Origin of the sequence: Mucilaginibacter myungsuensis (genome assembly GCF_015222005.1) — a bacterium.
Taxonomy (GTDB): Bacteria; Bacteroidota; Bacteroidia; order Sphingobacteriales; family Sphingobacteriaceae; genus Mucilaginibacter; species Mucilaginibacter myungsuensis.
This window is the reverse complement of record NZ_JADFFL010000004.1, coordinates 203,985-218,638: the sequence shown is the minus strand read 5'-3', so window position 1 is coordinate 218,638 and position 14,654 is coordinate 203,985. Positions and strand designations below refer to the sequence as shown.

The 14,654-nt window shown below is 47.0% G+C and carries 13 protein-coding genes and 1 tRNA gene; 7 read left to right on the top strand and 7 right to left on the bottom strand.

The features are described from left to right. Positions 1-2: 2 nt before the first annotated feature. Positions 3-779: a 3-deoxy-8-phosphooctulonate synthase gene (kdsA, locus tag IRJ16_RS12215; protein WP_194111863.1), complete on the bottom strand. Its 777-nt coding sequence runs from the start codon at positions 777-779 to the stop codon at positions 3-5. A 94-nt stretch (positions 780-873) separates the two neighbouring features. On the opposite strand from kdsA, the gene IRJ16_RS12210 reads away from it, so the two are divergent. The 3 genes from IRJ16_RS12210 to IRJ16_RS12200 all read left to right on the top strand — a co-directional run bounded on the left by IRJ16_RS12210 (position 874) and on the right by IRJ16_RS12200 (position 4,294). Then, entirely contained in the window at positions 874-3,600 is a 2,727-nt protein-coding gene (locus IRJ16_RS12210) for a carboxypeptidase-like regulatory domain-containing protein (RefSeq protein WP_194111862.1), read from the top strand. Positions 3,601-3,660: 60 nt separating this feature from the next. Continuing rightward, the gene (gene hscB / locus IRJ16_RS12205; RefSeq protein WP_194111861.1) at positions 3,661-4,191 is read left to right on the top strand and encodes a Fe-S protein assembly co-chaperone HscB; all 531 of its coding nucleotides are present in this window, start codon (positions 3,661-3,663) and stop codon (positions 4,189-4,191) included. A gap of 23 nt (positions 4,192-4,214) precedes the next feature. Further along, a tRNA-Leu gene (locus IRJ16_RS12200) sits at positions 4,215-4,294 on the top strand. Between the two features lie 124 nt (positions 4,295-4,418). Here IRJ16_RS12200 and IRJ16_RS12195 read toward each other — a convergent pair. Continuing rightward, positions 4,419-5,066, bottom strand: coding sequence for a hypothetical protein (locus IRJ16_RS12195; RefSeq protein ID WP_194111860.1), 648 nt, complete (start codon positions 5,064-5,066; stop codon positions 4,419-4,421). 274 nt (positions 5,067-5,340) lie between these two features. Here IRJ16_RS12195 and IRJ16_RS12190 point away from each other — a divergent pair, with 274 nt between their 5' ends. Together IRJ16_RS12190 and IRJ16_RS12185 are read left to right on the top strand one after the other, a co-directional pair. Further along, complete coding sequence (locus IRJ16_RS12190) at positions 5,341-5,898, top strand: hypothetical protein (protein ID WP_194111859.1); 558 nt, start codon at positions 5,341-5,343, stop codon at positions 5,896-5,898. Between the two features lie 110 nt (positions 5,899-6,008). Further along, a complete protein-coding gene (locus IRJ16_RS12185) occupies positions 6,009-6,398 on the top strand; it encodes a hypothetical protein (protein WP_194111858.1) in 390 nt (129 codons plus the stop codon). A 28-nt stretch (positions 6,399-6,426) separates the two neighbouring features. Here the strand turns inward: IRJ16_RS12185 and IRJ16_RS12180 are convergent, their stop codons facing one another. The 5 genes from IRJ16_RS12180 to IRJ16_RS12160 all read right to left on the bottom strand — a co-directional run bounded on the left by IRJ16_RS12180 (position 6,427) and on the right by IRJ16_RS12160 (position 10,832). Next, entirely contained in the window at positions 6,427-7,431 is a 1,005-nt protein-coding gene (locus tag IRJ16_RS12180) for an MBL fold metallo-hydrolase (protein ID WP_194111857.1), read from the bottom strand. Between the two features lie 112 nt (positions 7,432-7,543). After that, positions 7,544-8,131 (bottom strand): hypothetical protein, encoded by a 588-nt coding sequence (locus IRJ16_RS12175; RefSeq protein ID WP_194111856.1) that lies wholly within the window; start codon positions 8,129-8,131, stop codon positions 7,544-7,546. Between the two features lie 62 nt (positions 8,132-8,193). Beyond that, positions 8,194-9,672, bottom strand: coding sequence for an alpha-amylase (locus IRJ16_RS12170; protein WP_194111855.1), 1,479 nt, complete (start codon positions 9,670-9,672; stop codon positions 8,194-8,196). Between the two features lie 16 nt (positions 9,673-9,688). Next, complete coding sequence (locus tag IRJ16_RS12165) at positions 9,689-9,835, bottom strand: lmo0937 family membrane protein (protein ID WP_194111854.1); 147 nt, start codon at positions 9,833-9,835, stop codon at positions 9,689-9,691. Between the two features lie 52 nt (positions 9,836-9,887). Further along, complete coding sequence (locus IRJ16_RS12160) at positions 9,888-10,832, bottom strand: helix-turn-helix domain-containing protein (protein ID WP_194111853.1); 945 nt, start codon at positions 10,830-10,832, stop codon at positions 9,888-9,890. Positions 10,833-10,934: 102 nt separating this feature from the next. Between IRJ16_RS12160 and IRJ16_RS12155 the strand changes: the two genes are divergently transcribed. Further along, a complete protein-coding gene (locus IRJ16_RS12155) occupies positions 10,935-13,193 on the top strand; it encodes a TonB-dependent receptor (RefSeq protein WP_194111852.1) in 2,259 nt (752 codons plus the stop codon). A 42-nt stretch (positions 13,194-13,235) separates the two neighbouring features. Further along, on the top strand, positions 13,236-14,612 hold the full coding sequence (locus tag IRJ16_RS12150) for an HmuY family protein (RefSeq protein WP_194111851.1): 1,377 nt from the start codon (positions 13,236-13,238) through the stop codon (positions 14,610-14,612). Positions 14,613-14,654 lie beyond the last annotated feature (42 nt).

Genomic DNA, 14,654 nt, shown 5'->3' with positions numbered 1-14,654 from the left:
CCTTAGGCAAGCAGCGGCAGGATGGTCTCTTCTAACTGGTGAAGCTTTACCATGTTAGGGCCATCGCTCAGCGCGTTATCCGGATCAGGGTGCGCTTCCATAAAGTAACCGCTTGCGCCAAATGCTTTAGCGGCCAGGGCCATCATGGGTACAAAAGTACGGTCGCCGCCAGTCTTACCACCGGCGCCGCCCGGGCGTTGTACCGAGTGGGTGCAGTCCATACAAACGGGGTGGCCAAAAGCCTTCATGTCGTATATGTTCCTGAAATCTACCGCAAGGTTATTGTAACCGTACATGTTGCCACGCTCGGTCAGGATAACCTGTTGGTTACCGGCCTCAATAACTTTTTGCGCCGGGTAGAACATATCTTGTCCCGACAGGAACTGCGCTTTTTTAACGTTAACGATCTTGCCGGTCTGCGCGGCGGCTACCAACAGGTCGGTCTGGCGGCATAAAAAAGCGGGGATCTGCAAAATATCAACAACCTCGGCAGCAATAGCGGCCTGATATGGCTCGTGGATGTCTGTAGTGGTTGGTAAACCAAAACGCTCTTTAACGTTCATCAGCATTTCCATACCTTTTTCTATGCCTGGTCCCCGGTACGAATGGATAGATGTACGGTTAGCCTTATCGAAAGATGACTTGAATATCACCGGGATATTGTGCTTTTGCCCTATCTCGGCAACCTTTTCGGCCACGGTGTAAAGTAACTCCTGGTTTTCCATTACACACGGACCTAATATAAAGAATGGCTTTTGCCTGATCTGATCGTATAACATAGTTTGCAATGTCTTTTTTTTGCAAAGATGCTTATTTTTTAAATAGGCGAAATTATTGTTAACTTTATATTATCCCCTTTAACCTCTGCCTGCCATGAAAAAGACCACCGGTTTTATTGCACCGATATTGTTGATCGCGCTCACTGCTATCGCCTTCAAGTATAAGAACGATCAGTTAGAAAAGCTATTTTCGCGGTTAGAGCGCTTTAATAAAGAATACCCGCAGGAAAAAGTCCACCTGCAATTAGATAAACCCTATTACAGCGTTGGCGAAGATATTTGGCTAAAGGCCTACGTAGTGAATGCCGAGCGCAATGTACTATCCGACCAAAGCAAGATCCTGTACGTAGACCTATTGGACGACCGCGACTCGGTAAAACAGACGCTATTGCTGCCTTTAGCTAACGGACTGGCTGATGCCAACATCCACCTGAATGATTCGCTGTTATCGACAGGGAAATACCACTTGTTTGCCTACTCCAAATGGATGAACAACTTTGGCAGCGAAAGCTTTTTCAGAAAGGATATCTCTATTGTGAACGCCTTACGCGGTGCTGTAAGCGGCGACATGCAATACAAAGCGGTAGTTAACGACAAGGGTAAAACCATCACCTCCGAGATACTTTTTAAGGATGAGAATGGCAGCACCTATGCTAACAAGCCGGTTACCTATACCATAAGCATTGGAGGCAAAAAACTGGGAGAGGTTAAAGGCACCACGGATGCGAGCGGCAAATTGGTGATCAGCAAAGATATTAAAGACGAATTGAAGGATGCCAACGTTGTGATCAGTACCACCTTGGCGCCGCAGCCCGGCAAAAGTATCTCACAGAACTTTGTGATCAAACCATTGGCCTCCGTGGCCGACGTTCAGTTCTTTCCCGAAGGTGGCACGTTGGTTGCCGGACTGCGCACCAAGTTGGGTTTTAAAGCCATTAAACCCGATGGTTTGGGCGGCAATGTTAGCGGCTTTATTACTGAAGACGGCGGCGCGAGGTTAGTAGACTTTAAGTCGGACCATGCAGGGATGGGGACGTTCGCTTTGCAACCCTCAGCGGGTAAGAACTACACCGCCGTGATCACCCACGAGGACGGCTCTGTAAAACGCTATGCCCTACCCAAGGCAGCCGCATCAGGCTATGTACTGAACGTGAACCGTATGGGCGACAGCATTGCCGTACGCATATCAGCAAGTGCCGGCTTGATAGATAACCGCGAGGTGACCATCGTAGCACAAAGCAACGGCCTTGTACAATTTGCCGGGCATACCAAAATGGACAGAGCATCTAACGTGAGTTATATCCCGCTTAAAAAATTCCAGTCGGGTATCACACAGTTCACGCTTTTCGCACCGGATATGGCCCCAATAGCCGAGCGCCTGATCTTTGTAGATCATAATGACCAGCTCTCCACCGAGATAAAACCGGATAAACTAACTTACACCAAACGCAGCAAGGTTGATCTTGATCTTACCCTGACAGACGCACTTGGCCAACCTGTAGTGGGCAGTTTTTCGGTATCTGTTACCGACGAAGGTAAAGTGAAGCAAGATGAAAATGATGAGACATCGATCTTATCAAACCTGTTGCTTACGTCAGACATTCGCGGGCATATCGAAAAACCTAATTACTACTTTAACCCGGCTAACCCTGAGCGTGGTAAACACCTTGATCAGCTTTTGCTGACCCAAGGCTGGCGACGTTTTAGTTGGACCAACCTGCAGTCTGGGCAATTGCCTGCGATAAAACATCCACACGAAAAAAGCCTGACCGTAAGCGGCCTGGTCACTACATTTAGCGGCAAACCTATACCAAAGGGCAAGGTGAGCCTGTTCTCCCTTGGCAACGGCTTCCCGATGATGATGGATACGGTGGCTGATTATAACGGCCGATATGCATTTGAGGGGCTTAATATTTCGGACAGCGCTAAGCTGATCGTGCGGGCTACTAATGCCAAAGACCGGGCGACCGTGAAAGTCACTATTGAACCAAAGAAAAGGATCCCGTTCATTAACCCCGACCATTCGGTCGGTCAGGTTGCGGACAATAGTTTGGCCGACTACCTTAAAAACACCCAACAGCATTTTACCGAACTGGGCAAATGGGGTTTGATGAAAAATACCACCGCCTTGGCCGAGGTTAAGATAAAAGCAAAGAGGGACTACATAGCCGAAAAAACGATACCACATTCCGCCAACTTGGACCCCGGCCATGCCGACTATGTGTTAAAGAAAGATCGCTTTGAACGTTACACCCGCTTTTTAGATGCCATGTATGGCTTGGCTGGCATAGAAGTAAAGGCCGGAAAACTATTTAATTTACGCGTAGGGGGGAGTTCCTTATCCAGCAATGGAGCGATGCTTATAGTAATTGATGGCGCGCAGATCCCCGAAGCTGTAGCACCTGAAGTACTGCAGAGCCTTAACGCTGGTGATATTTTAGGGGTTGAGTTGCTGATCGGAGGATCACGGGCCATTTATGGCCAGGCGGGAAATGCCGGGGTTGCCGTGATCACTACTAAAAGAGGCGGAGAGGATAATGTTTATGTACCGTCATTGAACGTGGCGCATTACACTCCACGTGGCTATACACCAACCAAGCAATTTTACGCGCCCGCTTATGACACCGCTGCCGAACAAAGCAAAATGAGCGACCTGCGATCTACGATCTACTGGGATCCCAACGTGGTGACCGACGATGCGGGTAAAGCCAAACTGTCTTTTTACAACGCCGACGGAACGGGCAATTACAGAGTAACGCTGGAGGGTATTGATACCCACGGCAAACTGGCCCGTAAAGTTTATACCTATATGGTTAACTAAGATCGCTATGCGGTTGCGGGAACTATGCAGCTTAGGCATATTTCCCGTAACTTTGCGCTGATGACGATCAACTATTTTGAATTTTACGATATACCGGAGTCCTTTAACCCGGACCAGGCCCAGCTGAAGAAGAACTTTTACCGTTTAAGCAAAGAATATCACCCCGATTTTTATGCCAACGATACCGAAGAACGCCAACAGGAGATACTGGAATTGTCTACCCTAAATAACAAAGCTTACCATACGCTATCCGACCCGGCTAAACGCCGCGAATACATCCTGCAAACGCATGATCTGGCTACCGAAGGTGCCAAACCACAGCTCCCCGCCGACTTTTTAATGGAGATGATGGACATCAACGAGCGCCTGATGGAGGTAGAAAACGCCGAAGAACTGGCCCATATCACTGCCGAAGCACTGGCTGTGGAAAACGAATTACAAGCCGACCTTGACAGCTTAACCGCTGATTATGAGACGCTGAACGACACAGCCAAAGAAGAACGCCTGAACCGGGTGGCAGATATTTACTATAAAATGAAATATTTGTTGCGGATAAAAGAGAGTTTAGATACATTTGCATCCCGCTTCTGAACAACGTCCTGTTCAAAATGCATGCCCAGCTGGCGGAATTGGTAGACGCGCTGGTCTCAAACACCTGTGGGAAACCGTGCCGGTTCGACTCCGGCGCTGGGTACAAACCCTCTCTACATTGCGTAGAGAGGGTTTGTTTTTTTTCGGGATTCTAAATACGTACTATAAGCATAGAAAAGCACCTTTGTGATTCGACCTCCGGTTTTAATACTGACTCAGACAGCAATTTAATCATAATCGGTTTTTGAAAGTATCCAAAACTCTCCTAAAGTACCGTCAAAAAGAAAAAACGTCACATCCAAGCCCATACCCATTTTTCCAAAATAATCAGACCACCCCTCATCAAATGTGTAATAAATTTTGAAATTCTTAATATTCTCTTTAAAAATAGAATTGGAGAAATCTAATGCAAGGTTCTTAATTTGATCGGAAGATTGTTTTGACTTTTCAAAAAGACCACCTACTTGTATCAACTCCTGTAATTTGACAACAAAAGAGGTAGGAGATATCTTTTCAAAACTCAATGATTTAAATCGCTCCCAATCTACGCCATCGGTAAATTCAGCGATCGGGGAAGGGCCTGGATTGAGGTAAAGATTTGTTATAAGGCTTTTTATAACATCATTTTCTAAGCACCGATAACCATGTTTTTCTTGTTCAAAAAAGTCCAAAGATTTAATTATTTCAGAAAATAACTTAGAATCCTTACAAGTACATCTTAATAAAATAGGGTCTGTATTATATAAATTGGAATATTCTTTAAAAAATGGGCTATTGTGTTGTTCAGTTGCCCATTCGTATTTGAACTCAAAATTGTTCAGGATACTGACAACTTCGGTAAATGTAAACTGTTTAAACTCCTCTCCCATAGACATAAAAATAATAAATATATGAATTTAGGTATATCCATATATTTCGAGGTAACACTTATAATAATGGTTCAATTAAAAACGAGTTAAATATTTCAAAACGGCCTCAATCATCAAACAGCGTGGATAAGCGTTTCAGATCGTCGAAAAATTGGTTCGTGGGCTCAACGGTTTGGAGTACTGAAAGCAAAACGCCTGATACGAAGTATCGGGCGTTTTTGTTTAACTTAGGTCTGTCAATAATAGCCCTTATTATGGATCTTGAGGCCTGCTCATCAAAATGGAAAACTTTATATCGAGGTTAAAACAGAACCTTTTGCTGCAAGTGTTTACGATCAACCTGCGCTATCTGCTCGGATCTGCTTTTGTTTACGCCAGCATCTTTAAGATCAACGGCATTAGGTTTATGCCAAAACCAACTGAAGGCACCCCGATCAATACCTTATCGCATTTTTTTGAAGCAATGTATCAGGCAGGTGTTTATTGGCATTTTATTGGATGGGGGCAGCTGATCGCGGGCTTTTTGATCATGTCCCAATCATTCAGCACGTTAGGGGCTGTCGCCTTTTTTCCGTTGATCCTTAATATCTTCGTGATCACCATATCGTTCAATGCCCCTAATATCCTGCTTGTAACTACATTGATGCTGTTTGCAAATACCTATTTGCTTATCTGGGATTGGAATAGATTAAAGTTTATATGCCTACCCGGGCCGTTAACTTATATAGATGACAAAGCGGCGTTCTCTAAAAAGAAGATCTGGACCTTTATTGGACTGGTCTTATTTTTTGTTGTCGTTTCTTTTCGGCTGTATCAAACGTATCATTACATGCTCTGATCTGCTCAGTGTTTTGCCTGTCAATACTTATTGTAGCTACCGGATCTTAGTTTGAAATGTCTTCTGATCATCGTTATTTCTATATTTGATATTCAAAAACCTTAACCAGTATGAAAAACCTTTTGCTATGCTTTTGCCTGTTACTGACCGCGGCTTGCCGGATACCCCCTAACGATACCGAACTTGATGTCATCGGCACCACCATAGAGTACTCGTTCGAGCCTGCCACAAAAGATGTGCTGTATCAGGTGCAATTTACCAGTCAGATAGGGTCGCAGATATCAGAGCGGATACAACCCGGGCAGTCTTTCAGTAAAAAGATAAATACCAACCAAACCATGGGTTTTAAGAATGCTGACCTTGTGGTACAAAACCTCGACGGACAAAAGATAATGACGGGCATAATCTCTTTTAAAAGGAGCGGCCGGGACAGAAAGACAGAAACAATAACAGTGGCACCGCAGGGGGCTTATAAGTTTACTGAAGTAGTTTATAGATAAGCCACCCCTCAAATAAGATCTTGGCTATCTATTCCCACCAAATATTCTGCTTAGGCTGTTCGCCCAGCGTGTATGGCTCGCCTATACGTGGTACATTGAGCGGCACCTCCAGCTTTTCGGCAGCGGGGATGAGGGTTTCGATCGGTTCTGTCCAGGGATGGTCAGCTTCAACGAATTTGGCCCAGTGGATGGGTTGTAGCAAAGCGGTCTGCAGGTCTGCGGCTGCCTGTGCGGGTTGTTCGAGCCAAAGATGTGTCCACGGCCAATTGGGGCTGTATTGGCCGCATTCCAGTAGTGCCAGGTCGAAGGGGCCGTACTGCAAACCTATCTGTTTAAAATGCGGACCGTAGCCACCATCGCCGCCATAAAAGATCTTGTATTGGCCGCTCTGTATCACAAAAGATGCCCATAATGTTTTGTTGGTTGTGCTGTAGCTGCGGTTGCTTTTGTGTTGAGCAGGGGTAGCGGTGATCTGTAACCCGCCGGATATCGTGGCCGACTGATGCCAGTTCAATTCGACGATCTTTTTGCGGTCGAACCCCCAATACACCAGATCAGCGCCGACACCCATCGGTACTATGGCTTGTTTGATCTTGTTTTTGAGTTTTTTCAATGTGCGATAATCCAAATGATCGTAATGATCGTGGGATATAATCAGCACGTCTATTTCGGGCATGTCTTCGGCGTCGTAATGAGTAGTCCCCTTAAAGGCCATCATCACCCCGGGTACTGGTCCGGCATGGTTGCTGAAGACAGGGTCGATCAGTATATTCCCTTGTCCGGTTTTGATCAGCAAAGACGAATGCCCGAACCAGACCACGGTAGGGGCGGGGGCTACCAGTTTTTTTAGATCAGTTTTTACCCACGGCAAAGCACTTGATGGGCGGATGCTCTCAGGTCGGCGTTTAAGAAATAGCCAGCGGTCGTGTTTGATGGAGTCTAACTTGGCCGTCAGGTTTTGGAAAGCACCTTCTTTGTAATTGCTCAGGCTGTCCCAGCCGCTTAGCGCAGCGCCCTCGGGGTTGGTCCCCATCGATCGATATACTCCGCAACTTGCTATCGTTAAAAGCAACAGTGACATTATCACATACCCCAAAGAACTTCGCATCATAACTTAAAATAACGCCTAATTGCGGCGTATTATTTCAATAACGGGCAAGGCGGACTGAATGTTTAGTATCTTCCGTCCGATCTTGTTGACGATAGACCCTATGATAGAAACGATACCTGCTGATCTGCAAGTAACGCGGCAAATGATATTTGATGAGTTCGGTATAACCTGCTCGGCACCCGTTGAGGTCGGTCTCTATTTTATCTTTGGTTGGCCTAAGTATAACGAACCAAAACACCAGCACACCCGATACGATCAGATAAGCCCAATTGCCACTGATCAAAAAGCCGACGATACCCAGCATGGATGGCCCTTCTATCAAAGCCAGCCTAATGATCATGGCGGTTTGATAGCCGCTTAACTTTTCGGTCAGGGATGTCCGGCTAACGGCAGCTTCTAACTGTTTATTGAAAAGCAGGTTGCCAACAGTAAATGCGCTTACCGCCAGCACAGCTACAACGATCATTAACGGCTGACCATTAAAGTCAAGATCAAAGTGCAGGTTACGGATCTGTAGGAATGCTACCGCCCCGAACATCACCTGCCCTAAGAGTAAGGCAAGATGTATTAGTTTCAAAGTTTTAAGGGCATTGCCGGGAGTGATCTGTGATGTGTTTGGCATGTCATAGGTTCTTTAAACCCAAGTTACAATTAAAACATCACAGATCTTATCCAGGTCAACAATTATCCTTCGCGTTTAACCGCCCAAACCGATACCGATCCGCCTTGCACTTTAAATTCAGCCCAGCCGTTCTCGTCTATGGTGATCTCGTCGGCCACTTTGCCTAAGTGATCTGTAAATACCTGTCCGGCAAATTTTGCACCTACCTCCATTGCTTTGGCGGCCTCATCAGCGTTGGATATTAATACCGCGCAACCTGATCCTTCGTGTTTGTCGTCGCCTTCGCGTGTCCAGCCAATGCAGTTGGGGTTATCGAAGTAGTCGCGTTGTTGGCCATAGGCTAAGTGTTTACGCGCCCACAGTAAGGTCTCCATCTCGGGCACTTTTTCAAGCGTTACTTTTTGGTCCTCGCCGTCGTGTCCTTCATCGGTGTAGGTCGATCCGTAAAGGTCGGTGTAAAAGATGCAAGGATAGCCCGCCTCGCGCAACATGATCAGCGCATATGCAATTGTCCTGAACCAGGCTTCTACAGGTTGCTCTAATGATTGCAACGGTTGCGTGTCGTGGTTCTCCACGAGCGTAACGGCCAATTCAGGGTCAGTTTCAACCAAGCTCCCGTTAAAGATGGTGGTCAGATCGTATTCAGCACCCTCGTTAGATGCCAGGTGGAAGTTGCGTTGCAATGGTGCATCGAATAACGACATACGCCGACCGGTTATCTCGATGTATTTGATCAGTGATGAAACATCAGTCTGCGCCCAGTATTCGCCCACGGTGAACAACTCTCTGCCGGTCTCGGCACGCAAATGATCCAACCATTCGTTGTAAAAGCCGGGGTCCATGTGTTTGATCGCATCCAGGCGGAAACCATCGTACCCAACGGTATCCAACAGCCATTTGCCCCAGCGTTTCATTTCCTCGCGCACAGCGGGGTTACGGAAATCGATATCGGCCAGCATCAGGAAATCGTAATTGCCATGCTCGTCAGACAGTACGTCTTGCCAGCCTTCGGTATCAGGATGGAGGATATTAAAGATGGCGGTCTCCTTGGTGCGGTCGTCATAATCAACTCCGGCAAAACAGTTATGGTCCCAGATGAATTCCGAGTACTTGCCTTTACGGCCCGGGAACGTGAATTTGGTGTAAGCCTCGATCTCGTACGGTTCGCTGATAAACTCGGTACGGTTTTCCGGATCCACTTTACGCACGGTCACGTTCTCCTTTTCGTCGGCACCGCCCATATGATTCAGCACAATATCGGCGTAAACCTGCAAGCCGGCAGCCTGCGCTGTTTTCACCGCGTCGATCAGCTGTTCTTTAGTACCGTACTTGGTACGGACAGATCCTTTTTGATCAAATTCGCCAAGGTCGTAAATATCGTAAGAGTCGTAGCCATTGGTTTTGTCGCCTCCCATGCTTTTTTGGGCAGGGGGGAGCCAAACGGTATCGATTCCTATCTCTTTCAATCGGGCCGCGTCATTTTTAAAATGGTCCCATAGGCTGCCATTGGCAGGGTAGTACCACTCAAAAAACTGCAGCATAGTGAAGTTTTCCAAATTATGCCCTCCTGATGACACCTAAAATTAAAGCGATAATAGCGATAACCAATAGGATATGGATAAGGCTACCTACAGCATAAGCAAATGTTCCGATAGCCCAACCAATGATCAGGATAACGGCGATAATATAAAGTAAGTTTGACATAGGTTATAATGTTAAATGTTTCAACACTTAACCTGATGCAGAGATGAAAGTTTTAAAGATCTGATATTTTTAGGATAGAACTTAGCTCGGCAGCCTTGCTTGGCACGTGGCCGAACTTCTTTTTAAAAGCGACGGTAAAGTGGTGCCCGTTCTTATAACCAACCTCGTGCGCTATCTCGCCGATAGTGTATTGCCCCGACGCGATCATGCGTTTGGCTTTTTCCATCCTCAGGTCTGTCAGGTAGCCAAATACCGTAGTGCCGTAAAGTTCCTTAAAGCCTTTTTTGAGTTTAAAATCGTTCAGTCCTACTTTATGGGCAAGTTCTATTAGTGTGCAAGGGCTCTGCAGGTCGCGACCGATCAGCGTACGGGCTGCGTCCAGTTTTTGGCGGTCTGCCGGGGGTAGTTTGGACTGATCAGTACCTTCGCCCGGTTTTGACTCATTGGTCATGGTCATAAATAGTAACTCCAGCGTTTTGGCGATCATCATGATACGGTGGAACGGCCCCTCGCCCGCATGGCGAATGATCATGCCGATAATAGCTGCCATAGCCGGATCGGTAGGGTAGGTGGTCTTGGCACTACAGACATGCCGGTCCGCATCTGCTATTAATTTGGCCGATGCATCTTTTTTTATCCCGACGATCAATAAGGTGGCATCACCGGATATCGATAAATGGGTTTTATCCGCAGGTAATGCCCGATAGGTATTCTCGTGGAGGATATTAATATTGTTGGCAGTTATACCAACCTTTAACGCTCCCGATAGTATATAGGCGATAACACATCCCTGGTCCGCTATCAGTGTTCCCAAACTTATTGCGTCCGGTAATTTCAGATTGATGACATGCAAATGCAAGTCATCTGCTGATAGCGTCTTCACCGTAAGGTATTTTGCAATGCCGTCACCTACAGCTATTTTGCTCACAACATTCTCGTGACCTGCGTCGCCGTCGAACAAGATCGTATTTGTAGAAAGTGCTGTAAGCCTGAACATTAATGAAATATCCGTTTAGCGTTGATAAAAATCCTTTTGGCGTTGACCGTTAGGTTCTAATAAGTTTCAAATTTGCGACATTATTTTTAATTAGTCTAAATAATGATAAAAGTTTTCAAGATATTCTTTATCACGCTCTTATTTACATCTGCTACAGCCTTCGCACAGCATACTTTAGGGACTTTAAAAGGAAAAGTGATCACCAGCGATAACCAGCCCGCCATAGGCGTTACCGTACAGGTGACCGGTACGCGCTATGGTGCCTTGACCGGCGCTAATGGCCAATACAATATTAAACTGCAACCGGGTAATTACACAGTGGACTATAAAGCTTTAGGTATGCTGGCCAAACAAGTGCCGGTAACCATTACCGCCGGCCAAACCACCGCCCAGCCCGATATTAAACTGGAAGTAAATGCCCAACAACTGAAAGAAGTAGTAGTGACCGGGCAATATGAGCAACGATCACTTAAAAACTCGGTTTACCAGGTGCGTACCATCACCAGCGAGCAGATCCGGTTGCGCAACGCTACCAAAGTGCAGGATGTGCTGAGCGATCAGTTGGGTTTCCGCTTCACTAATGATCTTACCTTAGGTATATCTGATGTTAGCTTGATGGGTGTTGCCGGACAAGGTGTTAAAGTTTTGTTAGATGGCGTACCGTTATTGGATAGGGGCGAATCGCGCGAGAGTATCAATCAGATAGATATCAACACGATAGACCGTATCGAGATCGTAGAAGGACCAATGTCGGTAAGTTATGGGCAGGATGCTATGGGCGGTGTGATCAATATGATCACAAAAAAAGGTACAGGCGGTGAAGCGCTGACCGTTAACGCCCGTGCTCACGAAGAATCGGCCGGTAAAAAATTCCAGGGTGTATCCGGTACAGGCAGCCACCTGGCATCGGCAGGGATCAACTGGGAGCGTAAGGGCTTGCAGTTAGGCGGTAATTTCACCCGTAATAATTTTAACGCCGAGTACATTGGCTGGAAACCTAAAGACCAGTATATGGGTAACGCTATTGTAGGTTACCGTACTAATAACATGCACGTATGGTACCGCTTTGATGGCGAGGACGAGACCATCAACGCCAAAGGGACGGTGAACCCTACCGAGAACAGCCGTACCGACCAGAACTATATGAGTAACCGCTGGATGCATCAGCTACAGGCAGATATGAAATTGAGCGACCGCCTGTCATTGAACGGTGCCGCATCTTACACCGACTACACGCGCCGTACGCAGACCACTAAGCTGGACCTGAACACCGGCGACCGCCGCCTTACCTTAGGCGCGGCCGAACAGGACAAGGCCACTTTCGATACCAAATTTTTAAGGATGACTGCGCAGTACAAGCTGTCGCACCGGGTATCTTTTCAACCCGGTGTTGAGGTCAACCTAACCCGCAGTACGGGCGCCCGTATCACCGGCACACCGCAGATCAATGACTATGCTTTCTTTATCTCGTCAGAGATAGCGCTGACCAATGCGATCAGCATCCGGCCGGGAGCAAGGTTCACTAAAAACTCTATTTACGATGCACCGCCGGTGACGCCATCGTTGAATACCAAGATAAAATTGAACAACGTGTTGGATCTGAGATTGGCTTATGCCCGCGGTTTCCGTGCGCCGGCCTTGCGCGAATTGTACTTTAACTTTTTTGATGCCAGCCACTCCATCCGCGGTAACGAGAACCTGAAGGCAGAATATTCTCAAAGCTTTAATGGATCGTTATCATGGCAGGTCATCCAGCAGACCGATGTTAGGCTACGGTCGACCATTGGTGGTTTCTACAATCACTTTAACAACCAGATCGTGATGGGTTTTGACCCGGCCGACGCGTCCATCTCTACCTATCTTAACCTGGATAAAGCAAAAACAGCAGGTGGAACATTCGAAAATACGTTGAATTACAAGCAGCTGCAAGCCAAGGTAGGTTTTTCTTATACCGGCATGTCTAACCGTTACGCCGAGGATGATAGATCTTTGCCGGCCTACCGCTGGTACCCTGAGGTTAACACCAATCTGATGTACAACTTTACCAAGCTTAAAGGTAACATCAGCCTGTTCTACAAACTTAACGGCACGCTACCAAGCTACAACGCGGCTTTGGTGGGCGGTAACTTAACCGTAACCAGGTCTGAACGTGCGGCCTTCCACACAGCCGACCTGACGCTGAACAAACAGCTGAACAAGCAACTGACCCTATCAGGCGGGATGAAGAACCTGTTCAATGTGACCAATGTGGCTAATACAGCTACTAATTCAGGCGGTGCGCATAGCACGGGCGGCCTTGTGCCGATGGGGTATGGCCGATCATATTTCCTTGGGCTGACCTTCCAATACAGCAAATACTAAACAACAGCAAATTAACTATTTAACATAACAAGCAGAATAACTATGAAACGTTCGTTCATTTACCTTTTAAGTTTGGCTTTACTTGCAGGCGCATGTAAGAAGAACGATCCGGCTTTACCGGACAATCAGATCGCCTTCACGGCATCAACCCAGGGCCTTGCATCTACCGACAGCGAGATAACTGTAACTTTAAACCTTGGCCGCGTTAGCGATGTAACTGTACCTGTGGTATTAACGCTACAAGGCGCTAACGTAACTTATGGTACGCATTTCACTACCACGCCGGCAGCTGCCGACGGCACGCTGAACCTTACCGTACCTGCAGGCAGCAGCTCAGTAAGCTTTAAGCTGACCAAAGTAGCGGGCATATTGTTACAAGGTACCGAGTCGTTAACGTTCACTATCACATCAGCCGGGTCGGGCATTGTGTTGGGTAGCACTAAAGAGTTAAAATTGAGCTTCTCATCTATCATCTCAACAGGTTCGACTCTGACTTTACAAGGTGGCACCGGTGGCGCGGTTGCTATCAACGCTGTTTATGTAGACCTGAGTGCTAACGCGCAAACTTCGGTTGCCCGTGCAAGCTGGGATCTGGGCTTTTACAGCGGTACCGATTTCCGCGTGATCCTGAACAACACTACTTCTGCATCAGCCGTAGTGGTTAACAAAACCGACATCAACGCTGTTACCGCTGCCGATGTTACTTTAGACGCACTGCGTGTTGGACAAGGCCAGGGTAACTTCACCATCATTGATGACGTGACCGGCGACCTGACCAACACCGTTATTGGTGCAGTATCTGCTACTGATGCCGAAAACAAAGTTTACGTGATCAACCGCGCGGGCGGTACAGGTAACGTGGCCGAGGCTGCCAACCTGATCAAGATCCGTGTATTGCGTACATCAACAGGTGGTTACACCCTGCAATATGCTAAACTGACCGAGACCACTTTCAAAACCGCTACCATCACTAAAAACACAGCTAACAACTTCAGCTATGTGAATTTGGATAATGCCGCTGCTGTTAACGTGGAGCCGGCTAAAGATCGTTGGGACTTTGTATGGAGCTACAGCATGTATTTCACCGGGACACTTCCATACGCTTTTTCTGACTTAGTATTTACCAACTACCTGAACAATACTACTGTTGCCGAGGTAACTAACACTGCCACCCTGACCTACGCATCATACGCCGAGGCTAACATCGCTACAACTGCCTTCGTTACAGGCCGTAACACTATCGGCAGCAACTGGAGAGCTACTACCGGTACGGTAGGAGTTAGGACCGATCGTTTCTACGTGATCAAAGACTCAGCAGGTAACGTGTACAAACTGAAATTCGTAAGCTTCACTACTCAGGATGGCGGCGAACGCGGCTATCCAAAGATCGAGTACGCTTTAGTTAAAAAAGGCGCATAAGCTATTAAAGACCTTGTTTATAAAGGTGCGAACCGGTGCAAG

What these genes read in the sequence shown, in the direction of transcription:
- IRJ16_RS12155 (WP_194111852.1), top strand. Translation starts at nt 10,935, where the DNA reads ATGATAAAAGTTTTCAAGATATTCTTTATCACGCTCTTATTTACATCT.
- IRJ16_RS12190 (WP_194111859.1), top strand. Translation starts at nt 5,341, where the DNA reads ATGGAAAACTTTATATCGAGGTTAAAACAGAACCTTTTGCTGCAAGTG.
- IRJ16_RS12150 (WP_194111851.1), top strand. Translation starts at nt 13,236, where the DNA reads ATGAAACGTTCGTTCATTTACCTTTTAAGTTTGGCTTTACTTGCAGGC.
- IRJ16_RS12170 (WP_194111855.1), bottom strand. Translation starts at nt 9,672, where the DNA reads ATGCTGCAGTTTTTTGAGTGGTACTACCCTGCCAATGGCAGCCTATGG.
- IRJ16_RS12175 (WP_194111856.1), bottom strand. Translation starts at nt 8,131, where the DNA reads ATGCCAAACACATCACAGATCACTCCCGGCAATGCCCTTAAAACTTTG.
- IRJ16_RS12185 (WP_194111858.1), top strand. Translation starts at nt 6,009, where the DNA reads ATGAAAAACCTTTTGCTATGCTTTTGCCTGTTACTGACCGCGGCTTGC.
- hscB (WP_194111861.1), top strand. Translation starts at nt 3,661, where the DNA reads ATGACGATCAACTATTTTGAATTTTACGATATACCGGAGTCCTTTAAC.
- IRJ16_RS12160 (WP_194111853.1), bottom strand. Translation starts at nt 10,832, where the DNA reads ATGTTCAGGCTTACAGCACTTTCTACAAATACGATCTTGTTCGACGGC.
- IRJ16_RS12195 (WP_194111860.1), bottom strand. Translation starts at nt 5,066, where the DNA reads ATGTCTATGGGAGAGGAGTTTAAACAGTTTACATTTACCGAAGTTGTC.
- IRJ16_RS12165 (WP_194111854.1), bottom strand. Translation starts at nt 9,835, where the DNA reads ATGTCAAACTTACTTTATATTATCGCCGTTATCCTGATCATTGGTTGG.
- IRJ16_RS12180 (WP_194111857.1), bottom strand. Translation starts at nt 7,431, where the DNA reads ATGGGGACCAACCCCGAGGGCGCTGCGCTAAGCGGCTGGGACAGCCTG.
- kdsA (WP_194111863.1), bottom strand. Translation starts at nt 779, where the DNA reads ATGTTATACGATCAGATCAGGCAAAAGCCATTCTTTATATTAGGTCCG.
- IRJ16_RS12210 (WP_194111862.1), top strand. Translation starts at nt 874, where the DNA reads ATGAAAAAGACCACCGGTTTTATTGCACCGATATTGTTGATCGCGCTC.